The sequence below is a fragment of the Pseudoalteromonas sp. 19-MNA-CIBAN-0066 genome (assembly GCF_040308705.1).
GTDB lineage: Bacteria > Pseudomonadota > Gammaproteobacteria > Enterobacterales > Alteromonadaceae > Pseudoalteromonas > Pseudoalteromonas nigrifaciens.
This window is the reverse complement of record NZ_JBEONZ010000008.1, coordinates 21,717-44,314: the sequence shown is the minus strand read 5'-3', so window position 1 is coordinate 44,314 and position 22,598 is coordinate 21,717. Positions and strand designations below refer to the sequence as shown.

Genomic DNA, 22,598 nt, shown 5'->3' with positions numbered 1-22,598 from the left:
TTATAGCGTATCCTTTGTATTTTCTTGCTCGTCTAGCTCTATTTCGGGCGTGTCTTCAATATTTTCAGGGCTAATACACGCCGTAAGCTCAGCGCCTAGCAACACCACTATCCACGACAAATATATCCACATAAACAAAATAGGAATGGTAGCAACTGCACCATAAATAACTTCATAAGATGGAAAGTGGCTAATATAAAGCGCAAAACCTTTTTTAGTTAACTCAAACAACATGGCAGCAAATAGTGCACCTGGTATCGCCGCTTTAAACGAAACCCGAGTGTTGGGCACCAAGGTGTAGAGCATAATAAAACCCACCATAGAAATGCCGTACGGCAATAACTTTAATAAAAAGCCACTAAACCCCGGAATCCCCTGATCAGCAAACGACACCAACGATACAATATACGAAGTAACTGCAATACTGCCGCCTAAAAATACGGGCCCTAAACTAAGTACCATCCAATAAACGGCAAACGAAATCATCATTGGACGCTTTTTCTTAATTCGCCAAATACGGTTAAGCGTGGCATCAACATTACGAATAAGTAACAAGGCAATAGCAGCTAAAAAGCCAATGCCCACTGCGGTCATTTGATTTGCATTGCCCGCAAACGAGCTAATATGCTCTTTAATAACATCTGACGAAGTAGGCACAAAGTTAGTAAATAAAAAGCTTTCAATTGCTAATCGAGTTGATTCAAACCCCGGAAAAGCCGAAAATATCGCCACACCTACGGCAATTAATGGCACCAAAGACAGCAAAGTTACATAAGCTAAATAGCCCGCGTTAACGGTTATTTGGTCATCAATACAGCGGTTAATATATTGCATCCACCAGCCGGGTTGCTGCCGTAAAAAAGATCCAACTTGCTGTTTATAATAAGAGAGCTTATCGTTCATAACATTGACTTGTGCTAATATAATTTTGACCATAATAACAATCAGCACCATAATTTACAGCATTAACACACGTAAATAGGAAACCAAATGAAAAAACAAACATTACTGAGTGTTACCGTACTTGCACTTGTACTAACATTATCGGGTTGCCAGTCAGCTTATTACTCGGCCATGGAAAAAGTAGGTGTTCACAAACGTGATATTCTTATTGACCGCGTAGAAGAAACCAAAGACTCGCAACAAGAGTCTCAAGAAGAGTTTAAATCAGCGCTTGAGCGCTTAACTACACTTATTGATTTTAATGGTGGCGAACTGCAAGACACTTACAATCAGTTAAACGATGACTATGAGTCGAGCTTAAATGCCGCTAACGAAGTGTCAACTAACATCAATAAAGTAGAAGACGTAGCAGAAGCCTTATTTGATGAGTGGAGCGATGAGCTAGAGCAATATAAAAGCGCATCACTTAAACGTGAAAGCAGTAAAAAGCTAGCCGCGACTAAGCGTCAATTTGATCAGCTATTACGCTCAATGCGCAGTGCAGAGAGCAAAATGGAGCCGGTATTAACATCGCTTCATGATAACGTTTTATACTTAAAGCATAACTTAAACGCACAAGCGGTATCGGCTATTAAAGGCGAGTTCACTAACCTTAAACGCGATATACAATTGCTTATGAACGACATGAACAAATCGATTGCCGACTCAAATAAATTTATTGAACAAATGAATAGTGCCGGTTAATTAGCTGATATTATATTTAAATTTGCCTGCATTATTGCAGGCTTTTTTATGGCTGCATGGCTGCTTTAGCACTATTTAAAACGGATTTAATTATGAAACACATTACCCTTATAATCTTTATAAGCTGTTTTTTATCAGCGTGTAGTACACCTAACCAGGTGCAAAAAATAGCTGATAAAAACTCAGTTATTGCTGTTAACAACCAAACAGGTCGTTACCATAATTTATATCAAGGCAAAAAGGTTTACCCAACCACCTGCGAGCAAAACTGCTACCCGCCACATCCGAACTTGATTTGCGAAACACCCAGCAGCAACTGCCAGTATCAAGGTAAGCAAATTAAGCCGCAGCTCAATACCGGTTATACGGTTCGTTGGTTAGGGCATGCCAGCTTTGTGGTCAGCACACGTAATGGGCAAAATGTATTATTTGATCCGGTTAGTGAGCAGTTTGATTCACCGGTTGATTTAGGCTTTAAGCTTGCAGGTGGGTTTTATCGCAAACCCGGAGCATGGCCAAATAAGCAAACACTTGAAAACATTAACGCCGTTATGTATTCGCATATTCATTATGATCACTTTAATAAAGCAGATATTAAAAAACTGGGTAATCAACCACGTTATTTAGCCCCGCTAGGCATGGCAGATAACTTCCCAACGGGTGGCTTTAATATTACTGAAATGGCGTGGTATGCAAAAACCAGCATTGAGGACTTAACCATACACGCAGTGCCTGCACATCACTTTAGTAATCGGGTGCTTATTCCCTATATTTACGAAGATGATAATAAAGATTCTTGGAATGGCTGGCTGCTTGAACAAAATGGCAGCACCTTATTTTTTGCCGGCGATACTGGCTATTCAAAACACTTTAAAGACATACAACAAAAATACGGTGATATAGACCTATGCCTAATGCCAATTGCCTCTTATTACCATAAAACCAACGCTAAAGGGTATCGATACGTTCATACTACGCCAGAGGATGCCCTCAATGCGGCCACAGAGCTTAATTGCAAAGTAATGATACCATGGGGATATGGCAACTCAAGTTGGCAAATGGGCGATCACAGCAGCCACTCAGCGCTATCGCGCTTACTGCATATGTATAAACAAATGAATGCACCAGTACCGCTGTATATTTTAAATGAAGGCGAAACAATTAAACTTTAACTAATGCACGTAGGTTGGGTTGAGCGCAGCGAAACCCAACGAAAAATACCCTACCAACAAACACTAGTACTTAGCCTTATCGGCTGTTGATATATCTCTTCTTTCAGTATAAAAGTATTAAAATGTTTAGATAAAATCACAAAACGAAATTTTATTTTGTTAAATTTATTCATCAAAGGACATAATGAACTCTGCAATACCAGGTGGTAGAGTAACCAACTTATTTTCAGTACCTTTCCAAAATAACCTATACTCATTTTGCCATTTATCTTCATGTGACTTTAAGTAATGATTCCGTTGATGAGAGTCTGTGTACTGGCAATTCTTCATTTTTCCTTTTTTACCGAGTTGTTTATCGATCACTTTTCTCAGGTGCTCAATGTCTAGAATTTTCACACAACATTTCTTACCCATTTTTCTTGCGATTTCTGGAGAAAACTCATTACAAAATGAAAGTATTAAACCATCTTCATTATAGTAACTAGCATTTATTATATTTGGAATTTTCCTACCATTAAACGAACTACCTATAATGCTGAGCCCTTTCACTTGTGCCCCAGTCGCAATATGAATCATAGGTGATAAGCTTTTTAGATCGACTATAGAATCGTGAATTAGATTTTCATCAGGAGTATAAATACCATCTCTTACACCCCTGATATATGTACTTGCAACTGATATAGGAACATCTCCCCCATTGACCCAAGAATCTGACCACTCTACATAAGTTAAATATAGATATTTTTCCATTTACACCTCACTAACTTAACAGCATCATATAAAAAATATGAACATATTTTCCATTTACTACATCTCTCTCCGAGACATAATAATACTTTGATAATGTTAAAACTTATCAGTACCTAATACTATAAACAATCGTTATCGATTTTTATGATCGTCAAAGTTTACTTAATTAACCTTCAAACCACCCCCCCACAAACACAAAAAAGCCGCTGTATTTTGCAATACAGCGGCTTTTAAAATCATTATTCTAAATTAATAGATTATGACTTAGGCGCACGACCCGCACGTTTACGTTCGTTTTCTGTAAGATGACGCTTACGAATACGAATGTTTAGTGGCGTTACTTCAACTAACTCATCTTCATCAATAAACTCAAGCGCTTGCTCAAGTGAATAGTTTAAAGGTGGAGAAAGCGTTTGTGCTTCATCTGTACCAGATGCACGTACGTTAGTTAACTGCTTACCTTTAAGGGCGTTAACTGTAAGGTCGTTATCACGGTTATGAATACCGATAACCATACCTTCGTAAACTTCAACACCGTGACCGATGAATAAACGGCCGCGCTCTTGTAAGTTAAACAATGCGTTAGTCAGTGCTTTACCTGTAGCATTTGCAATGATTACGCCGTTTTTACGAACACCGATTGAACCGCCTTTATGAGGACCGTAATGATCGAACGTATGGTACATAAGACCAGAACCCGAAGTAATTGTCATGAAATCAGTTTGGAAACCAATTAAGCCACGGCTTGGGATAATAAAGTCTAAACGCATACGGCCTTTGCCATCTGGAGACATGTTAGTAAGCTCACCTTTACGTAGGCCAACTTGCTCCATTACAGAACCCTGATGCTCTTCTTGACAGTCAATTGTTACTGTTTCAAACGGTTCTTCTAATACACCGTCAACAGTACGCAAAATTACCTCTGGACGAGATACAGCAAGCTCGTAACCTTCACGACGCATATTTTCGATTAAGATACCTAGGTGTAATTCACCACGGCCAGAAACACGGAAGCTATCTGGGCTAGCAGTATCTTCAACGCGAAGTGCTACGTTGTGTACTAGCTCTTTGTCTAAACGCTCACGAATATTACGTGACGTTACAAACTTACCTTCTTTACCACAAAACGGTGAGTTATTTACAGAGAATGTCATTGTTACTGTTGGCTCATCAACACTTAGTGGTGGTAATGCTTCAACGTTAGTAGGACAACAAACAGTATCTGAAATCTTAAGCTCGCCAATACCGGTTACAGTAACAATGTTACCTGCATAACCACGGTCTGTTTCAATACGCTCAAGGCCTAAGTAGCTTTGTACTGTACCAATTTTACCGTTACGTTTAGTACCATCAGCACTAATAATAGTTACTTGTTGGTTTGGAGCAACAGAACCACGCTTGATACGACCAACACCAATTACACCCACGTATGAGTTGTAATCAAGTTGAGAAATCTGCATTTGGAAGTCACCTTCAGGATCTGCATCTGGTGGTGATACTTCGTCAACGATCATTTGGAACATGGCATCCATGTTATCAGATGGCTCGTCTAAATCTAATGTTGCCCAGCCGTTGATTGCTGATGCATAGATTACTTTAAAATCTAACTGCTCGTCAGTGGCGCCTAAGTTATCGAATAAATCAAAGATTTGATCCATAACCCAATCAGGACGTGCACTTGGCTTGTCGATTTTGTTAATTACTACGATTGGCTTTAAACCTTGCGCAAATGCCTTTTGCGTAACAAAACGCGTTTGTGGCATTGGGCCTTCTTGAGCGTCAACAATTAGTAATACTGAGTCAGCCATTGAAAGTACGCGTTCCACTTCACCACCGAAATCGGCGTGTCCTGGAGTATCTACGATATTAATGTGGTAGCCGTTCCATGAAATAGCGGTGTTTTTCGCTAAAATGGTAATACCACGTTCTCTTTCTATATCGTTTGAATCCATCACGCGCTCTTCATTACCGCCGCGTGTTTCTAATGTGCCTGAAAACTCAAGCAGTTTGTCAACCAGTGTAGTTTTACCGTGGTCAACGTGGGCGATAATTGCTATATTTCTTATCTTTTCGATACTCATTAATATTCACTCAGAGAAATTGAATCTCATTGATCCTGCAGGGGCTTACGCACTCACCTGCGTTTTCACGAGATGTCCCAGCATAGGATTTAAAAGGGCGCATATTATCCCTTATAAATGGAATGGATGAAAGTTTATCCAAAATAAATTTGCAAACTTTCTGGTTTTTTTATTTAACCTACTGTTTTAAATTAACTAATTATAAAAATAAAATTTTTAATATTTTTATAAAAACCTCCACTTTAATGACTTTATTGCTATTTTGGTCAGTCTTTTGTATTTACTTTATGTTAGTCTATCACGATTAAATAGCGAGCAACTTTTTACTCTGTAACTGTTGCACTATATTGAAGCATTTACGCACCATAATGGTGCGCATTAGAAACAGCCGTTATTACTTTTGTATTTTTTATGTTTATAAACATTAAGTTACAATAGTGGCACAAAATCAGCTTATAAAACACAAAGCATTTAAGCAGCAATAACAAAACCTTATAGTTGGAGGACACATGTCGCAATCGGTTTTAGATTTTATTAAAGAAAATGACGTTAAGTTCATTGATTTACGCTTTACTGATACAAAAGGTAAAGAGCAGCATATTTCAATTCCTCATCACCAAATTGATGAAGACTTTTTTGAAGATGGTAAAATGTTCGATGGTTCTTCAATTGCTGGCTGGAAAGGCATAAACGAATCAGACATGGTGTTAATGCCTGTTGCTGAATCAGCTAAGCTTGACCCATTCACTGAAGAAGCCACATTAATTATACGTTGTGACGTAGTAGAGCCTTCTACATTACAAGGTTACGAGCGCGATCCTCGCTCTGTAGCAAAGCGTGCTGAAGAATATATGCGCTCTACGGGTATTGCTGATACGGTTTTATTTGGCCCAGAGCCAGAGTTCTTCGTATTTGATGACGTAAAATATAAAACAGACATGTCTGGCTCTATGTACAAAATCGATTCTAAGCAAGCTGCTTGGAACTCAGATAAAGAATACGCAGACGGCAATACAGGTCATCGCCCTGGCGTTAAAGGCGGTTACTTCCCAGTTGCTCCTGTTGATGACTTTCAAGATTGGCGCTCTGCTACTTGTCTAGTATTAGAAGAAATGGGACAAGTTGTTGAAGCACATCATCACGAAGTAGCAACTGCAGGACAAAACGAAATTGCTACGCGCTTTAATACTATGGTGATTAAAGCCGATGAAATTCAAGAAATGAAATATGTTATTCATAACATGGCTCATTTATACGGCAAAACAGCCACTTTTATGCCTAAACCTATTGTTGGCGATAACGGTTCTGGTATGCATTGTCATCAGTCGTTAGCTAAAGACGGTGTTAACTTATTTGCAGGTGATAAGTACGGCGGTCTTTCTGAAGATGCGCTTTATTACATTGGCGGTATTATTAAACATGCTAAAGCAATTAATGCGTTTGCTAATGCCTCTACTAACTCGTACAAACGTTTAGTACCAGGTTACGAAGCACCAGTAATGCTTGCATACTCTGCACGTAACCGTTCTGCATCAATTCGTATTCCGGTAGTACCATCAGCTAAAGGTCGTCGTATTGAAGTACGCTTCCCTGATGCAACGGCTAACCCGTATCTTGCTTTTGCTGCCATGCTTATGGCTGGCCTTGATGGAATTAAAAATAAAATCCATCCTGGTGATGCAATGGATAAAGATTTATACGACCTACCTGCAGAAGAAGCAGCAGAAATTCCAACCGTTGCCTCTTCATTAGAAGAAGCACTGGCATCTCTTGATGCTGACCGTGAGTTTTTAAATCAAGGTGACGTGTTCTCTAATGATTTAATTGATGCTTACATTAAACTTAAGAGTCAAGAAGTTGAAAGACTTAACATGACAACGCACCCAATTGAGTTTGAAATGTATTACAGCTGTTAATTTTAATTAACAGTTATAAAATATACCTTTAAGCCCGCTTTGCGGGCTTTTTTAATGGTAAATTAGTACTTTCTCCACTAAAGTAAAGTTAATGTTAAAAATGCAGGGTTGCAGAGTGAGTAGCAAGATTTTATTACTACTAATTACTTCATTATTAAGTGTTTGTAGTTACGCTGGTGAAAAAAAAATTTACGCATGGAAAGATAAAAATGGCGTACTGGTGTTTTCAGATACCCCCCATATTGGCGCCAAAGAGATAAAACTCACCAGCCAAGATTTAACCATGCCTGCAACAAATACTGATATATTAAATAATCAAACTAAAGCGCAGCCGGTTGCATTTAGTATTGGTATTGCATCGCCTGAGCATCAGAAAACTATTCGTGAAAACACCGGCTCTGTGTATGTATCTACTCGCATTACCCCCCGCTTTGAAAACGACTTTACAATACAGCTATTTCTTGATGGTAAAGCCTATGGCGCAGCAAGTGATACCTCAACCTTTGCTTTAAGAGATGTAGAGCGTGGTGAGCACACTCTGCAAGTTAAGCTGTACAACAAACAAAACCAAGTCATTGCGACAAGCCCATTGAGTGTATTTTTTATGCATAGAAAAGGCTTAAGCTTAGGTAATTAACTCCCACCTAATTCACATTAAAAATAGCAATTGCAGTGCAATTTCATTAAATTACTTGCCTGAAAACACAGGCGCACTAAAATGGTGCAACAATGCTTAATAACACACACTTTAGCCCTGAGCTACTCAATGCCATATGGCAAAATCAAACCACCGCCGTGATGCTTTTAAACGAAAGCTTTACGCTTATTTATGCCAATACCAGTACCAGTGAACTACTTGGTTTAGGCACTAAGCGTTTATTAGGGCAGTCTTTTGATGATTTATTTAACTACCATTCAATCGATTTAAAACGCATAGCGCAATACTCTTTAATTGATGGCGTAGATTGCCACCAGCATAGGGCTGACGTGGTATTTGTTGATTCTCGCCATGCTAAATTAGCAGTCAGTTCAAAACAGATAAAATACCAAGGTGCACTTTATATTTTATTAGAATGTCGGCAAACCGATGATGAAATTAAATTCGATCAAGCATCAAATCAAATGCACCAATACCAAGCCGCACGTAATTTAATTCGAGGTTTAGCGCACGAAATTAAAAACCCTTTAGGGGGAATTCGCGGAGCGGCGCAGTTATTGCAATACGAGGTAGACCAGCAAGAAAGAAATGAATGTGCCGAGCTTATTATTGAGCAAGCCGACCGATTGCGTGAATTAGTAGATAGACTGCTTGGGCCTAACCAATTACCGCAAAAGTCTTATGGCAATATACATCAAACCTTAGAGTCGGTGATCAAATTAAGTACCCTAGATAATAGTGACAATATTCGCTTGGTAAAAGATTACGATCCGAGTATTCCCGATGTTTATATTGACCAAAGTAAAGTGCAGCAAGTGGTGCTTAATATTGTGCGTAATGCCCAGCAGGCATTAGTTAATGGTGGGGAAATAAAAATTAAAACCCGAATTAACTATCAGCACCGCCGGCCCGGTAAGGCACCCAAAAAAGCCTTGTTAATTCAAGTGCTCGATAATGGCCCAGGGATTGATATTAGTGTACGCGATACTTTGTTTTATCCTATGATCACTAATAAAGATGGCGGCTCTGGATTGGGGCTTTCTATAGCGCAAACATTAATTGATCAACACAATGGTTATATTGAGTGCGATAGCTGGCCTGGTCACACCGAATTTAATATTTATCTGCCTTTTGCAGATTAACGCCTTGGAGTATGCATGAAAACAGTTTGGCTTGTAGATGACGATGCCTCAATTCGTTTTGTATTAGAAAAAGCGCTTACTCGCGCAGGTTTTACAGTACAAAGCTTTGCTGAAGCACAAAGTGTGCTTAATGCATTAAAATTTAGCCAACCTAGTGTGCTGATCTCCGATGTAAGAATGCCCGGTATGGACGGCATGGCACTGCTAGAGCTAATAGCAGAGCAAGTGCCCGGCTTACCGGTTATTATTATTACCGCGCATTCAGATCTCGATTCCGCCGTAAATGCCTTTCAAAAAGGGGCTTTTGAATATTTAGCCAAACCTTTTGATTTAAACGAGGCGATTGCCCTAGTTGAAAGCGCCTATAGAGCTAATTCTACAAAAAAAGTTAAACGTAAACTCACGCCCCCTAAAAGCGCACATATAATTGGCGAAGCACCTGCCATGCAAGAAGTGTTTAGGGCCATAGGTAAGCTTGCAGCCTCAAGCATGAGTGTACTTATTAATGGTGAGTCAGGAACGGGTAAAGAGCTTGTTGCCAGCGCCCTGCACAACCATAGTCCACGTAAAGAAAACCAATTTATTGCGCTAAATATGGCCGCAATCCCTAAAGAGCTGGTTGAGTCAGAATTATTCGGCCATGAAAAAGGGGCTTTTACTGGTGCAGATAGCGTGCGAAAAGGCCGTTTTGAACAAGCCAATGGCGGCACCCTATTTTTAGATGAAATTGGCGATATGCCTCTCGACGTACAAACTCGACTACTGCGAGTACTATCTGATGGAGAGTTTTACCGTGTTGGCGGGCATAAAAGCATAAAAGTAGATGTGCGTATTATTGCTGCAACCCATCAAAACCTTGAAGAGCTCGTAAAACAAGGCAAGTTTAGGGATGACTTATTTCATCGCTTAAATGTAGTCCGTCTGCGCTTACCAGCCCTTCGAGAGCGTACCGAAGACATTGAGCGTCTAGCACTGCACTTTTTACATAAAAGCGCTAAAGATCTACAAGTAGAAAGTAAAATTCTTAGCCTTAAAGCAATTGAGCAGCTACGCTTGTTCAGTTGGCCCGGTAACGTACGTCAATTAGAAAACACCTGCCGCTGGCTTACGGTTATGGCTCCTGGCGAGCTTGTTAGCGAGCAAGACTTGCCACCTGAAATTATTAATGCCTCACTAACTCAAGAAGAAGGCGATTGGTTAGATGCCTTCCAGTTATGGCTTAATCAGGAACTTAAACAAGGTAAGGAAAATATTTGGCCTAATATTCAAGCGCAACTAGAAACCCGCTTAATAAAAACAGCACTCGCCAATTGCGCAGGCCACAAACAAGAAGCCGCTATAAAAATAGGCTGGGGACGCAATACATTGACCCGTAAATTAAAAGAGCGCAACATTAATTAGTTTTGCGCGTAATAAACTCTTAGGTAATTAATGAAGTTAATAGAGAACATTCCGCTATTTAAACAGATGGAAATTATCAACCGTTTAGGATTTTTTAAAGAATTTAGCCTTAACGAGCGCCAAATACTTTTAGAGTCGTTTGGTTTATTATATTTAGTGCGCGAAAATTCATTTTTATTTAAACAGCACGACAACGATAAGCGCTTATTTATAGTACTTAGCGGTGCATTAATAGTGTTTAAGCACAACCATTTATTAGAGCTCGGTACTATACGTCCTGGGGAGTTTATTGGTGAAGGCGCTTTTATTAATAACCGCGCACGCAGCATTAGCGCACGTGCTAAAACGGATGCAATTGTGCTTGCTATTACCTCTGATGCCCTTACTCGCTTACCCAATGTAATACGCGAAAAAATTAAAGATAGAATAATTGAAGGTATGAGCTTACGTATTGCCAAGTTGAGCGAACACATAGAAAACCATGGTTAGATTTGTATACGCACTTTGATGCAAAAATAGTGACTTCACTTTATACTAGCGTTAATGCGTTACCCCACCGAGAGCAAACATGAACGAAGAATATATAGAAATTGAATTAGAAGAAGAGCCGATTGAGCTGTGTAAATTATTAAAAGTACTAAATTTAGTAGAAGGCGGCGGCCAAGCAAAAAACTTAATTGCTGAAGGTTATGTGGGTGTTAACCATGAAATTTGTACAATTAAACGGAAAAAACTATACAGTGGCGACATACTAGAATTTGATGGTGAGCTTTTTCAACTTGCATTAACCGAAGATGCAACACCGGTAGAGCGACCTGCCGAGCAGCCGCAATCTGAGCCAAGCCAAGCAGCACCGCAGCCAGCGAGTCAGCCTGCAAAAAATAAACGTAAGCGTACTAAAAAACCTAAAGTAGATGAAAAAACCGGTCGTCGCCCTATTTCATTCGGTTAAATTATAGTTTTTTTTGATTTTTTATTTATAAAACCAGCCAGCTTGTATAGTTGGCTTTTTTGATCTTTAATTACCTCACTAACTATAAAAAAAGTAAGGTAATTAAATGCTTGCACACCCCCCTCCTAAGTGGTTAAAACCACTCGCATGGGTAGCGCTTATGTGGAACTTATGCGGCGTTATTGCCTTCGCACTACAAATGCTGATGACACCTGAAGTAATTAGCAAAATGCCTATAGATCAGCAAGCTGCATATTCTAACATTCCCGTTTGGTCAACCATTGCATTTGCTATTGCAGTCTTTGGCGGCACGCTTGGCAGTGCTTTATTGCTCGCTAAAAAGTCATTTGCACTGCCCGTATTTACCGTGTCGTTAATGGCTATTTTAATCCAACAGTATTACAATTTTATTGTTATTAACAGCGTTGAAATAATGGGATCTAGTGCGGTATTTATGCCACTGTTTGTGGTAGTAATTGCCATATTGCTACTTTGCGTTAGCTTTAAAGGCAAACAGCAAGGCTGGTTGTATGCAAATTAAAAATATCTTTTGGGTAAGTCTAGCAGGCTCCCTTGAATTAAAAACTTTCAGCATCATCTCTATTGTAATGGCTGTTTAAAAATCACGCTTTAAACACTGTTTTTTATCTTGGTATACACTTTGCAATTCACAAACTATAAAAGGTCACTCTACACAACACTTATCTAATAACAAAAGGGGCAAATAATGAATAATAGTTTCAAAACCCAGCAGCAACTTACCGTTAATGGTGAGCAGTTTCATATTCACTCTCTTAAAGGCCTTGGCGACAAAGCCAAACGCTTACCTTTTTCTTTAAAAATACTACTCGAAAACCTACTTCGTAACGAAGACGGCGAAAACATTAAAGAACAAGACATTCAAGCCCTATTAGATTGGGACCCTCAAGCTAAGCCCTCTGCTGAAGTAGCGTTTACGCCTGCCCGTGTTGTGATGCAAGACTTTACCGGTGTACCTGCCATTGTCGATTTAGCGGCAATGCGCGATGCGATGGAAAAACTAGGCGGCGATCCTGCAAAAATTAACCCGCTTTCTCCTGCTGAACTTGTTATTGACCACTCTGTGCAAGTAGATGGCTATGGTAACGAGGGTGCGTTTGACTTAAACGCCAAGCTTGAATATGACCGTAATAAAGAGCGTTATGAATTTTTACGTTGGGGCCAAACTGCCTTCGATAACTTAAAAGTTGTCCCTCCAGCAACCGGTATTGTGCACCAAGTAAATTTAGAGTATTTAGCGCGCGTTGTTTTTAATGATGAACGTAATGGCCAAAAGTACGCGTACCCAGACACCTTAGTGGGTACCGATTCGCACACCACTATGATTAACGGCTTAGGCGTACTTGGCTGGGGCGTAGGCGGCATTGAAGCCGAAGCCGCTATGCTTGGCCAACCTATTAGCTTATTAATACCTCAGGTTGTAGGGGTTAAATTAAACGGCCGTTTACCAGAGGGCACCACAGCTACCGACTTAGTACTTACCGTTACCGAAATGCTACGTAACCATGGTGTCGTAGGTAAATTTGTAGAGTTTTATGGTGATGGCCTTGCCGACTTACCACTTGCCGATAGAGCAACAATTGCCAACATGGCGCCAGAATATGGTGCTACATGTGGTATTTTCCCGATTGATGACGAAACCATTAACTATCTGCGTTTAACCAACCGCGATGAGAAACAGCTTAAACTTATTGAAGATTATGCTAAGCATCAAGGCTTATGGCGTAACGATGGCGATGAAGCTAATTACACTGATAAACTTGAACTGATATTAGATGACGTAGTACCAAGCCTTGCTGGCCCTAAACGCCCACAGGATAGAATATCACTTGATAAAGCTGGCGAAGCAATTAGTCAGCATTTAAAAGAGTTTCAAGACGAGCGTTTAGCAAAAATTAGCAGCAGTGATACAGAGCAAGCACGTATCGAAAGCGAAGGCCCTGCAACTAATCCTGACGAATCAAGCAATGAAGCGCCGTTTATAGGCGCAGCAAAAGTAAACTTTAAGGGCCAAGAGTTCGAACTAAAAGATGGTGCCTGTGTTATTGCCGCAATCACTAGTTGTACAAACACCTCTAACCCCAGTGTTATTTTAGCGGCTGGCTTAGTTGCTAAAAAAGCCAAGCAATTAGGGATTAATGTAAAACCTTGGGTTAAAACATCACTTGCTCCTGGCTCTAAGGTCGTTACTGACTACTTAGAAAAAGCAGGGCTAATGGACGATTTAGAAAGCCTAGGCTTTAACTTAGTTGGCTATGGTTGTACAACGTGTATTGGTAACTCAGGCCCGCTGGCTCCTGAAATTTCAGATGCTATTCAAAAGCACAAACTGGTTGTGAGCTCAATTTTATCGGGTAACCGTAACTTTGAAGGGCGTATTCACCAAGATGTTAAAATGAACTTTTTAGCATCTCCTCCGCTTGTTGTAGCTTACGCCATTGCGGGCAGAACCGATATTGACGTATATAACGAACCACTGGCACAAGATGCTAACGGTAACGATATTTACCTTAAAAACATTTGGCCAAGTGTTAAAGAAGTAAGCGATTTAGTTAAGGAAACGGTAACCAGAGAAATGTTCGAAAAAAGTTATGCTAACGTATACGAAGGCGATAGCCGTTGGCAAAAAATTCAAATACCTGATGGTAAACTTTACGATTGGGATGATGCATCAACCTATATTAAAAAAGCACCCTTTTTTGATGGTATGAGTATTGAGCCTCCGGGTATTCCAACCATTACCGGCGCACGTTGTTTAGCAAAACTAGGTGACTCGGTTACTACGGATCATATTTCGCCAGCCGGTGCGATTAAAGCAGACTCACCAGCAGGGTTATATTTACAAGATAACAAAGTAGGGCAAGCGCAGTTTAACTCTTATGGTTCGCGTCGTGGTAACCACGAAGTAATGATGCGCGGTACATTTGCTAATATTAGACTTAAAAACCTCCTTGCACCTGGTACTGAAGGCGGTGTTACCCGCACGCAACCTGATGATGAGCTTGCCAGTATTTATGATGCCGCCATGGAATATCAAAAGAACGATACGCCATTGGTTATTTTAGCTGGTAAAGAATATGGTACCGGCTCATCTCGTGACTGGGCGGCGAAAGGCTCGCTACTGTTAGGTGTTAAAGCTGTAATAGCACAAAGCTATGAGCGTATTCATCGCTCTAACCTTATTGGTATGGGAGTTTTACCACTACAGTTTAAAGATGGCGAAAGTCATGAGTCGCTAGGTTTAACCGGCCAAGAGCAGTTTGATATTGAAGGCTTGTTTGATAAAACCAAGGAAGTTAGCGTTATTGCAACTAATAGTGAAGGTAAAAAAGTAAGCTTTAGTGCCGATGTACGTATTGATACGCCAAAAGAGTGGGATTACTACAAACACGGTGGCATTTTACAGTATGTACTTCGTAATATGCTCGATTAACTAATAGCAACTTAAACTTACGCCTAAAATTTAATCATAGCCTAACAATTTTGTTAGGCTTTTTTATGCGCGTCAGTTGCGATAAATCAAGGTAATGCTTTAAAAACACCCTACACTAGTAAGACTATTAGTGAGGGCGCTATGTCACAAATCATAATTATTAGGCTACTTAAAATATCAATTGTACTTGGGTTATGCCTAATTGTGACTGGTCATGCGTTAATTGTATCAAGCTACTTTACTCGCCAGCATGGTATTAACGGCATAATTATAGCGGCAGCCTGCATTGCTATTGGCGTATTATTATCGTTACCCACTAAAATTTATTTAACTATTTTACTTATGGAAGCAGAAAAGCGTTATTTAAAAGCGCATAGCCATAAACACAAATAATGAATAATGAATAATGAATAATTAAAAACCGTTTAAATCATTTAATTGTTTAGTACGTTGCTCTAATTTTTGTTTTGCTTTTTCAGCGTCATCAAACACCTTTTTAATTGATACTGGATCATAAACTGTAGGTGTAGCTGAAGTGCTATTTACTGCTGAGGATTTGGAACTGCCCGATAAAATAGCCGTATCTTGGGCAACCACCACGTTAATATCTTTAGGGTCTAGTTTTACTTCAACACTTTTACCATTAGGGTGAGGCGTATCTGAAAAATGCCATTGGCCTTGCCGATCTTGCCACTTAAATATTTTACTGCGGGTTGTTGAGGGTGTGTTCGACACGCTACTAACGGCTTGCTCAAACGTATTGCTGGTAAACGAGATTATTTTATCTTTAATTTGCTGAGATTCGTTGATCACAACAGATGTACTAAGCCATGTTTCTCCGTTTGGCTTTTTTAAATAAAATAGAGAAATAACAGCAATAATCATTACTGACACTGCTAAATAGGTAAAGTATTTCATAGCCTTCCTGCTTAAAATTAATCCTTTATTCGGCCAAGTTTAATAAAAAGCAATCAATCAGGCAATCCTTTTGTGTAAGTAAAAAACGCAGCCAAGGCTGCGTTTTATTAAATATTGAGCGAGATAATCAATAATATTAAATACCATCACCATCAATGTGCAAACCACACTCTCGGTTTAAACCAAAAAAGCGAGTATCCTCTTCGGTCATACCGGGCTCTAGCTTACGTGTAGTATGTATGTCTCCCATAGAGACATAGCCTTCCTCCCAAAGGGGATGGTACGGCAAGTTATGCTTAGTTAAATACTGATATACATCGCGGTTTGTCCACTCAATAATTGGGTAAACTTTTACTGTACCACGGCTAATTTCAATTACTTGCTTATCAGCACGGCTTGATGCTTGGTCGCGACGCAGGCCACTAAACCACGTACCAGCATTAATTTCTTTTAAGGCGCGAGTCATCGGCTCAACTTTATTAAGCTGATTGTACTGCTTAATTCCGGCCTCTCCTTGCTCCCATAACTTGCCAAATTTAGCTTCTTGCCAAGCAGGGCTAAGCTCTGATTTGTACACTTTTAAATTGAGTGATAAACGTGCCGTCATTTGCTCAATAAATTGATACGTTTGTGGAAACAAATAACCTGTATCTGTTAATACCACCGGAATATCTGGCTGTTGTGATGTTATTAAGTGCAACATTACGGCCGCTTGAATACCAAAACTCGATGATAAAAAATGTGTCTCAGGTAAGTTTTCAAGTGCCCATTGCACGCGCTGCTCGGCGCTCATGTTTTTCAGTATGCCATTGGCGTCTGCTAGCAAGCTAGTTTGGCTTTGTTTATCTAACTGTAAAATGTTTTTAAATTCACTCATGGTAAATTCCAAACCTTAGCCAGTGTGTTGCACTGGCTTATTATTATGCGTGAAAATCGGTAACTGATACTTTAACTTCAGCAACAATGCCTTTGCGGATCACAAAATCACCAAAGCATTCACCGTCATTACGCTCATTAACCCATTGACCAATTAATTCATCAAAAGCAGCTAAATACACGTCTTCACCCACATTTTCTAAATATAATTTAGGAATACGTGTGCCTTCAAGGTTACCGCCTAGATACACATTATATTTACCCGGACCTTTCCCAACCAATCCCGCTTCGGCTAACATGGCACGCCCACAGCCATTGGGGCAACCCACAACGCGCATAATAATACTGTCATTCGGCACACCATGCTTGGCTAACAGTGCTTCTATTTTTTCAACCAAACTAGGTAAATAACGCTCAGCTTCAGCCATAGCTAATGGGCATGTTGGCAGTGCCACACACGCCATAGAATTTTTACGTTGTTCGGTGTCTTTATCGTCAATTAAACCATGGTTACGGGCAGTTTCTTCAATCACGGCTTTTTGATTTGCAGCTACACCAGCAATAATTAAGTTTTGGTTTGCCGTCATGCGCATGTCACCTTGGTGAACTTCTGCTATTTTACGACAGCCTGTTTTTAGTGGTTTGTCTGGATAATCTAAAATACGCCCACTTTGAATAAATAATGTTAAGTGATGTTTGCCATCTATACCTTCAACCCAACCTATACGATCGCCTCGGTGAGTAAATTTATAAGGACGACTTGAAGCAAACTCAACACCCGCACGTTTCTCTACTTCCGCTTTAAATACATCAACGCCTACTCGATCTAATGTGTATTTTGTTTTAGCATTTTTGCGATTTGAACGATTACCCCAATCGCGCTGTACCGACACCACATGCTCGGCAATTTTTAACGTATGTTCTAGTGGAATAAAACCAAAGTCGTCTGCTTTACGTGGGTAGGTTGCTGTATCGCCATGTGTCATGGCAAGGCCACCACCGACAAGTACGTTAAAGCCAATTAATTTACCATTTTCGGCAATAGCTACAAAGTTTAAATCATTGGCGTGCACATCCACTTCATTATTCGGCGGAATTGTTACCGTTGTTTTAAACTTACGCGGTAAGTAATTAGAACCTAAAATTGGCTCTTCTGTGGTTTCTGCTTTTTCACCATTAAGCCAAATTTCGGCGTAAGCCTTGGTTTTTGGTAATAGGTGCTCTGAAATTTTTGCAGCCCACTCATACGCTTCTTGATGCAGCTCTGACTCAACCGGATTAGTAGTACACAACACATTTCGATTAACATCGCCTGCGGTAGCAATAGAGTCAATTCCAACGCTATCCAGTAATTGATGCATGCCTTTAATATTAGGCTTTAATACACCATGAAACTGAAACGTTTGACGCGTAGTTAAACGGATACTGCCATAGCTGGTTTTTTCTTCTGCAAATTTATCTATGGCTAACCATTGCTCAGGCTTAATAATACCGCCAGGCATACGCGCACGTAACATTACGTTGTGTAATGGTTCAAGCTTTTGCTTAGCGCGCTCACCACGAATATCGCGGTCATCTTGCTGGTACATACCGTGAAACCGAATTAACTGGAAGTTATCAGCGGTAAAACCACCGGTGATCTCATCTTTTAAATCTGTTGCTATAGTGCCACGTAAAAAATTACTTTCTCGTTTCATGCGCTCGTTATCAGAAAGCTTTACGTTTTTATCTTGTTCGCTCATGTTTAATCCTAAATTAGTGACAGTGACGGCTGCTTTAAATATTTAATTTTAGTAAACGTCTTTCTGATAGCGGTTTGCGCTGCGTAAATCTTTTAAATACTGCTGAGCATCTTCATCGCTCTTACCGGTATTTTCTTTAATAATTTCGAGTAATGCTTGGTGTACATCTTTTGCCATATGATTAGCGTCGCCACACACATAAAAATGTGCGCCGGCTTCAAGCCACTCAAAAATAGCTTTGCTGTTACTACGTAACTTATCTTGCACATACACTTTTTCGGCTTGATCGCGGCTAAATGCAACATCTACTTTGCTTAGTAAACCCGACTTTAAGTAACCTTGAATTTCAACTTGGTATAAAAAGTCTTGAGTAAAATGTGGATTGCCAAAAAACAGCCAGTTTTTACCTGATGCGCCACGCGCATCACGCTCTTGTAAAAAGGCTCGAAACGGTGCTATTCCCGTACCAGGGCCAACCATAATGATTGGTGTTTCATCATTCGTTGGTAAACGAAAATTATCGTTATGCTCACTAAATACCTTAACTTTACAGCCTTCCTCAGCACGGCGCGCTAAATAGCCCGAACAACCGCCTAAATGCTCACGACCAAAGGCATCAAACTCAACTAATGCTACGGTTAAATGTACCTCGTCTTCAACCTCGCTTTGGCTAGAGGCAATTGAATATAAACGTGCTTGTAATTTACGCAGGCAATCGACGAGTGTTTGCGCGTCGAGCTTAGCGGGGTTTTGTGCAACTACATCAAATATTTGGCGCGGCTCAATGTATTGATGCATTGCCGCTTTATCTTCAACCAATTTTAATAGTTGTGGTGTGCCTGTCGCTATTGCATATTTTTCCACAAAGCCAGGGTACGACTGCGTTAATTCAAGTTTTTCAATCAGTGCATCGCGAATACTTAGCTGTTCATCTGCAACTTTTACTAAACTAGCTGCATCAATTTGCGTGTGTGTAAGCAACTCATCAACACGGGCTTCGTCATTTAAAAAATACACACCTAATGAATCACCTGGTATATAACTAATGTCTGAGCCTTCAAGCGAAATTTCTACGTGGCGGACATCTTTAGTTGAATCGCGACCTGTAATTTTTTGCACTAAACCTAGTTCTGCGGCAAACGGGTTTTGTTTAGTATATTGACTTGCCACAGTAGTTGACCCAGCAAACGGCATTGCAATAACTTGACCACCTGAACTACCTTGCTGTGCTTTTAAATCCGGTTCAAAGGCATCCAATGCGCCAGTGATCCAAGTTGTCGCTTCGTCTTCGTAATCTACATCTAAATCGGCGCGTTGATAAATTGTTTCTGCGCCGAGTGTATTTAACCGCTGCTCAAAGTCTTTTGCTGTTTGGCAAAAGAATTCATAGCTCGAATCCCCCAAGCCAATCACGGCTACCTTCACCCCATCTAACTTAGGCGCTTTTTTAGTGGTTAAAAATTCGTGTAAAGCCTCTGCATCTTCTGGTGGTTCACCTTCGCCGTAAGTTGCAACAACCACAGTTATAAACTTTTCTTTTTTTAGTGCAGTTGGTTTGTAATCGGCCATGCTCACTAGCTTTACGGCTAAACCGCGTGACTCTGCTTGTGCTTTTAACTTAGCAGCTACACCTTTTGCATTACCTGTTTGCGAGCCATATAAAATAGTTAATGCAACTGCCTCACCAGCATTTGGAGCTGCGCCCACTGCACCGCCTAAGGCCGCCGTATTAGCATTTGCAGCAAGATAGCCGCTAACCCATGCTTGTTGAATTGGATTAAGCTCAGCCACTAAACCTTGCAGCTTTTGTACTTGCTCTTGCGATAGCGGACTTGCCGCAGCGTTTAGTTGACCTAGCAACATGAATCAATTCCCCGTAACCCTAAAAGTTAAACACAACGTACTGTTATACGTCGTTCAAAATGAGTTTTACCTCACCCAGAGACTATCTGTTGAGGTTTACTGAGCTTGTAGGATAGCGGGCAATGCAGAGTTAAAAAAAGAACAGAATCAACTTTGATATTCTATTTAGTTATTAACTTCAGTAAATATAGTTAAAAACAGATTAAGGAATGGGTTTTCGAAGGATAAAAGGGGCTATTTGTGCCTGAGCTTTATTGAGTAGATAAATATTGTTGTTATGTATAAATACCACAACCATAAAAGAGCGCTAAATTAACTCTGAGTTGCTGATTGCTTGCAGCTCAAACTCGCAGCTTCGTAAAAACAAAAAGCCCCAGCAAATAAATGCCGGGGCTTTTTATAAAACAGACTTAATTAAAAATTAAGCTTGTTTTGGACGTTCAATAACTGCTACGAATGTCCAAGATTTACTCTTAGAAATTGGAGCACATTCACGGATAGTAACTACGTCACCAGCCTGAACTTCATTATTTTCGTCATGTACGTGTAGCTTAGTCGTGCGTCGAATGAATTTCCCATAAATTGGGTGCTTCACATAACGTGCGATAGCAATAGTGAAAGATTTTTCCATCTTGTCGCTAATTACACGGCCTTGAAGAGTACGAATTTTATCGCTCATTATTGACCTGCCTTCTGGTTAATAACTGTTTTTACACGCGCGATATCGCGGCGTACTGTTCTTAGCGTGTGTGTCTGAGCTAACTGACCAGTGCTTGCTTGCATGCGCATATTAAATTGCTCACGAAGAAGTCCTAGAAGTTCAGTATTAAGCTCTTCTACGCTTTTATCTTTTAGTTCGCTAGCTTTCATCACATTACCGTCCGAGTTACGAAAGTTGTTTTGAATGGCAATTTACGAGCAGCAAGGTCAAACGCTTCACGAGCAAGCTCTTCTGAAACACCTTCCATTTCGTAAAGTACTTTACCAGGCTGAATTTCAGCAACCCAATACTCAACAGAACCTTTACCTTTACCCATACGAACTTCAAGCGGTTTGTTCGTGATTGGCTTGTCTGGGAAAACACGGATCCAGATTTTACCTTGACGTTTCACGTGACGCGTCATGGCACGACGAGCTGCTTCGATTTGACGAGCAGTCATGCGGCCACGGCCAGTAGCTTTCAAACCGAAAGTACCGAAGCTTACTTTGTTACCGTTTTGCGCTAGACCACGGTTGCGACCTTTGTGCGTTTTACGGAATTTTGTACGTTTTGGCTGTAACATTACTCGCTACCTCTACTTAGCACTTTTTTTGGCTTTCTTTGGTGCGCGTTTAGCTGGCTTCTCTTGCTCTTGTACTAGTGGTAAACCACCAATAACTTCGCCTTTGAAGATCCAAACTTTAACACCAATGATACCATAAGTGGTTAAGGCCTCAGAAGTTGCGTAGTCGATATCAGCACGAAGAGTATGTAGAGGTACACGACCTTCACGATACCACTCTGTACGTGCGATTTCTGCGCCGCCAAGACGACCGCTAACTTCAACTTTAATCCCTTTAGAACCGATGCGCATTGCATTTTGTACCGAACGCTTCATAGCGCGACGGAACATAACACGACGCTCTAGTTGAGAGGCAATGCCGTCTGCTACTAGTTGTGCATCTAGTTCTGGTTTACGTACTTCAGAAATATTAATCTGAGCAGGTACACCAGCGATTTTAGTTACCGCTTGACGTAATTTTTCTACGTCTTCGCCTTTTTTACCGATAACAACACCCGGACGAGCCGTGTGGATTGTTACGCGGATTGATTTTGCTGGACGCTCAATAACGATTTTAGACACAGAAGCCGTTTTCAATTCCTTTGTAAGGAATGTACGTACTTTGTGATCGCCAAAAAGCTGTGCAGAGAAATCTTTTGAACTCGCGTACCAGGTAGAAACCCAAGGTTTAGATATACCTAGGCGAATACCAGTAGGATGAACTTTTTGTCCCATTACTTATATCT

General features: G+C 40.3%; 22 protein-coding genes. 11 read left to right on the top strand and 11 right to left on the bottom strand.

Annotated features, from left to right (window positions below):
- A complete protein-coding gene (locus tag AAEZ18_RS07090; RefSeq protein WP_350594318.1) occupies positions 1-903 on the bottom strand; it encodes a virulence factor BrkB family protein in 903 nt (300 codons plus the stop codon).
- 87 nt (positions 904-990) lie between these two features.
- Here AAEZ18_RS07090 and AAEZ18_RS07085 point away from each other — a divergent pair, with 87 nt between their 5' ends.
- Both AAEZ18_RS07085 and AAEZ18_RS07080 read left to right on the top strand, forming a co-directional pair.
- Positions 991-1,647 carry a DUF2959 domain-containing protein gene (locus tag AAEZ18_RS07085; RefSeq protein WP_011326888.1) on the top strand — a complete coding sequence of 219 codons (657 nt, stop codon included), beginning with the start codon at positions 991-993 and terminating at the stop codon, positions 1,645-1,647.
- Between the two features lie 92 nt (positions 1,648-1,739).
- Positions 1,740-2,819 carry an MBL fold metallo-hydrolase gene (locus AAEZ18_RS07080; RefSeq protein ID WP_350550552.1) on the top strand — a complete coding sequence of 360 codons (1,080 nt, stop codon included), beginning with the start codon at positions 1,740-1,742 and terminating at the stop codon, positions 2,817-2,819.
- Between the two features lie 165 nt (positions 2,820-2,984).
- On the opposite strand, the gene AAEZ18_RS07075 is transcribed toward AAEZ18_RS07080, so the two are convergent.
- Positions 2,985-3,569 carry a hypothetical protein gene (locus AAEZ18_RS07075; protein WP_350550549.1) on the bottom strand — a complete coding sequence of 195 codons (585 nt, stop codon included), beginning with the start codon at positions 3,567-3,569 and terminating at the stop codon, positions 2,985-2,987.
- Positions 3,570-3,826: 257 nt separating this feature from the next.
- Positions 3,827-5,650, bottom strand: coding sequence for a translational GTPase TypA (typA, locus tag AAEZ18_RS07070; RefSeq protein ID WP_179807385.1), 1,824 nt, complete (start codon positions 5,648-5,650; stop codon positions 3,827-3,829).
- Positions 5,651-6,159: 509 nt separating this feature from the next.
- On the opposite strand from typA, the gene glnA reads away from it, so the two are divergent.
- The 9 genes from glnA (at position 6,160) to AAEZ18_RS07025 (ending at position 15,584) form a co-directional block, all read left to right on the top strand.
- Positions 6,160-7,566 carry a glutamate--ammonia ligase gene (glnA, locus tag AAEZ18_RS07065; RefSeq protein ID WP_086993786.1) on the top strand — a complete coding sequence of 469 codons (1,407 nt, stop codon included), beginning with the start codon at positions 6,160-6,162 and terminating at the stop codon, positions 7,564-7,566.
- A gap of 115 nt (positions 7,567-7,681) precedes the next feature.
- Positions 7,682-8,203, top strand: a complete 522-nt coding sequence (locus AAEZ18_RS07060; protein ID WP_350550545.1) for a DUF4124 domain-containing protein — start codon at positions 7,682-7,684, stop codon at positions 8,201-8,203.
- 92 nt (positions 8,204-8,295) lie between these two features.
- Positions 8,296-9,366, top strand: coding sequence for a nitrogen regulation protein NR(II) (gene glnL / locus AAEZ18_RS07055; RefSeq protein ID WP_011326883.1), 1,071 nt, complete (start codon positions 8,296-8,298; stop codon positions 9,364-9,366).
- A 15-nt stretch (positions 9,367-9,381) separates the two neighbouring features.
- Positions 9,382-10,767, top strand: coding sequence for a nitrogen regulation protein NR(I) (gene ntrC / locus AAEZ18_RS07050; RefSeq protein WP_011326882.1), 1,386 nt, complete (start codon positions 9,382-9,384; stop codon positions 10,765-10,767).
- A 30-nt stretch (positions 10,768-10,797) separates the two neighbouring features.
- Complete coding sequence (locus AAEZ18_RS07045) at positions 10,798-11,256, top strand: Crp/Fnr family transcriptional regulator (protein WP_011326881.1); 459 nt, start codon at positions 10,798-10,800, stop codon at positions 11,254-11,256.
- A gap of 79 nt (positions 11,257-11,335) precedes the next feature.
- The gene (locus tag AAEZ18_RS07040) at positions 11,336-11,719 is read left to right on the top strand and encodes an RNA-binding S4 domain-containing protein (RefSeq protein WP_011326880.1); all 384 of its coding nucleotides are present in this window, start codon (positions 11,336-11,338) and stop codon (positions 11,717-11,719) included.
- A gap of 106 nt (positions 11,720-11,825) precedes the next feature.
- Positions 11,826-12,260 carry a hypothetical protein gene (locus tag AAEZ18_RS07035; protein ID WP_350594300.1) on the top strand — a complete coding sequence of 145 codons (435 nt, stop codon included), beginning with the start codon at positions 11,826-11,828 and terminating at the stop codon, positions 12,258-12,260.
- A gap of 186 nt (positions 12,261-12,446) precedes the next feature.
- Positions 12,447-15,191: an aconitate hydratase AcnA gene (acnA, locus tag AAEZ18_RS07030; protein WP_339684098.1), complete on the top strand. Its 2,745-nt coding sequence runs from the start codon at positions 12,447-12,449 to the stop codon at positions 15,189-15,191.
- 141 nt (positions 15,192-15,332) lie between these two features.
- Positions 15,333-15,584, top strand: coding sequence for a hypothetical protein (locus tag AAEZ18_RS07025; RefSeq protein ID WP_011326877.1), 252 nt, complete (start codon positions 15,333-15,335; stop codon positions 15,582-15,584).
- Between the two features lie 21 nt (positions 15,585-15,605).
- Here AAEZ18_RS07025 and AAEZ18_RS07020 read toward each other — a convergent pair whose 3' ends face one another.
- The 8 genes from AAEZ18_RS07020 to rpsC all read right to left on the bottom strand — a co-directional run bounded on the left by AAEZ18_RS07020 (position 15,606) and on the right by rpsC (position 22,587).
- Entirely contained in the window at positions 15,606-16,109 is a 504-nt protein-coding gene (locus AAEZ18_RS07020; RefSeq protein ID WP_011326876.1) for a DUF4124 domain-containing protein, read from the bottom strand.
- Positions 16,110-16,245: 136 nt separating this feature from the next.
- Positions 16,246-16,986: a phosphoadenylyl-sulfate reductase gene (locus AAEZ18_RS07015; RefSeq protein WP_350594298.1), complete on the bottom strand. Its 741-nt coding sequence runs from the start codon at positions 16,984-16,986 to the stop codon at positions 16,246-16,248.
- Positions 16,987-17,029: 43 nt separating this feature from the next.
- Entirely contained in the window at positions 17,030-18,727 is a 1,698-nt protein-coding gene (gene cysI / locus AAEZ18_RS07010; RefSeq protein WP_350594296.1) for an assimilatory sulfite reductase (NADPH) hemoprotein subunit, read from the bottom strand.
- Positions 18,728-18,775: 48 nt separating this feature from the next.
- The gene (locus tag AAEZ18_RS07005) at positions 18,776-20,590 is read right to left on the bottom strand and encodes an assimilatory sulfite reductase (NADPH) flavoprotein subunit (RefSeq protein ID WP_350594294.1); all 1,815 of its coding nucleotides are present in this window, start codon (positions 20,588-20,590) and stop codon (positions 18,776-18,778) included.
- 421 nt (positions 20,591-21,011) lie between these two features.
- Positions 21,012-21,269: a 30S ribosomal protein S17 gene (gene rpsQ, locus AAEZ18_RS07000; protein ID WP_011326872.1), complete on the bottom strand. Its 258-nt coding sequence runs from the start codon at positions 21,267-21,269 to the stop codon at positions 21,012-21,014.
- Positions 21,269-21,460 (bottom strand): 50S ribosomal protein L29, encoded by a 192-nt coding sequence (gene rpmC / locus AAEZ18_RS06995; protein ID WP_011326871.1) that lies wholly within the window; start codon positions 21,458-21,460, stop codon positions 21,269-21,271. Before rpmC ends, rpsQ begins: the two co-directional genes overlap by 1 nt.
- Positions 21,460-21,873: a 50S ribosomal protein L16 gene (gene rplP, locus AAEZ18_RS06990; RefSeq protein WP_011326870.1), complete on the bottom strand. Its 414-nt coding sequence runs from the start codon at positions 21,871-21,873 to the stop codon at positions 21,460-21,462. The genes rpmC and rplP overlap by 1 nt, the downstream gene beginning before the upstream one ends.
- A gap of 12 nt (positions 21,874-21,885) precedes the next feature.
- Complete coding sequence (gene rpsC, locus AAEZ18_RS06985) at positions 21,886-22,587, bottom strand: 30S ribosomal protein S3 (protein ID WP_011326869.1); 702 nt, start codon at positions 22,585-22,587, stop codon at positions 21,886-21,888.
- Between the last annotated feature and the right edge of the window lie 11 nt (positions 22,588-22,598).

Excerpts from the sequence above, each read along its gene's own strand:
- AAEZ18_RS07040 (WP_011326880.1), top strand. The coding sequence starts at position 11,336 with ATGAACGAAGAATATATAGAAATTGAATTAGAAGAAGAGCCGATTGAG.
- ntrC (WP_011326882.1), top strand. The coding sequence starts at position 9,382 with ATGAAAACAGTTTGGCTTGTAGATGACGATGCCTCAATTCGTTTTGTA.
- glnA (WP_086993786.1), top strand. The coding sequence starts at position 6,160 with ATGTCGCAATCGGTTTTAGATTTTATTAAAGAAAATGACGTTAAGTTC.
- AAEZ18_RS07075 (WP_350550549.1), bottom strand. The coding sequence starts at position 3,569 with ATGGAAAAATATCTATATTTAACTTATGTAGAGTGGTCAGATTCTTGG.
- rpsC (WP_011326869.1), bottom strand. The coding sequence starts at position 22,587 with ATGGGACAAAAAGTTCATCCTACTGGTATTCGCCTAGGTATATCTAAA.
- AAEZ18_RS07025 (WP_011326877.1), top strand. The coding sequence starts at position 15,333 with ATGTCACAAATCATAATTATTAGGCTACTTAAAATATCAATTGTACTT.
- glnL (WP_011326883.1), top strand. The coding sequence starts at position 8,296 with ATGCTTAATAACACACACTTTAGCCCTGAGCTACTCAATGCCATATGG.
- rpsQ (WP_011326872.1), bottom strand. The coding sequence starts at position 21,269 with ATGAGCGATAAAATTCGTACTCTTCAAGGCCGTGTAATTAGCGACAAG.
- rpmC (WP_011326871.1), bottom strand. The coding sequence starts at position 21,460 with ATGAAAGCTAGCGAACTAAAAGATAAAAGCGTAGAAGAGCTTAATACT.
- AAEZ18_RS07045 (WP_011326881.1), top strand. The coding sequence starts at position 10,798 with ATGAAGTTAATAGAGAACATTCCGCTATTTAAACAGATGGAAATTATC.
- AAEZ18_RS07090 (WP_350594318.1), bottom strand. The coding sequence starts at position 903 with ATGAACGATAAGCTCTCTTATTATAAACAGCAAGTTGGATCTTTTTTA.
- acnA (WP_339684098.1), top strand. The coding sequence starts at position 12,447 with ATGAATAATAGTTTCAAAACCCAGCAGCAACTTACCGTTAATGGTGAG.
- AAEZ18_RS07005 (WP_350594294.1), bottom strand. The coding sequence starts at position 20,590 with ATGTTGCTAGGTCAACTAAACGCTGCGGCAAGTCCGCTATCGCAAGAG.
- cysI (WP_350594296.1), bottom strand. The coding sequence starts at position 18,727 with ATGAGCGAACAAGATAAAAACGTAAAGCTTTCTGATAACGAGCGCATG.
- AAEZ18_RS07015 (WP_350594298.1), bottom strand. The coding sequence starts at position 16,986 with ATGAGTGAATTTAAAAACATTTTACAGTTAGATAAACAAAGCCAAACT.
- AAEZ18_RS07035 (WP_350594300.1), top strand. The coding sequence starts at position 11,826 with ATGCTTGCACACCCCCCTCCTAAGTGGTTAAAACCACTCGCATGGGTA.
- AAEZ18_RS07020 (WP_011326876.1), bottom strand. The coding sequence starts at position 16,109 with ATGAAATACTTTACCTATTTAGCAGTGTCAGTAATGATTATTGCTGTT.
- rplP (WP_011326870.1), bottom strand. The coding sequence starts at position 21,873 with ATGTTACAGCCAAAACGTACAAAATTCCGTAAAACGCACAAAGGTCGC.
- AAEZ18_RS07080 (WP_350550552.1), top strand. The coding sequence starts at position 1,740 with ATGAAACACATTACCCTTATAATCTTTATAAGCTGTTTTTTATCAGCG.
- AAEZ18_RS07085 (WP_011326888.1), top strand. The coding sequence starts at position 991 with ATGAAAAAACAAACATTACTGAGTGTTACCGTACTTGCACTTGTACTA.
- typA (WP_179807385.1), bottom strand. The coding sequence starts at position 5,650 with ATGAGTATCGAAAAGATAAGAAATATAGCAATTATCGCCCACGTTGAC.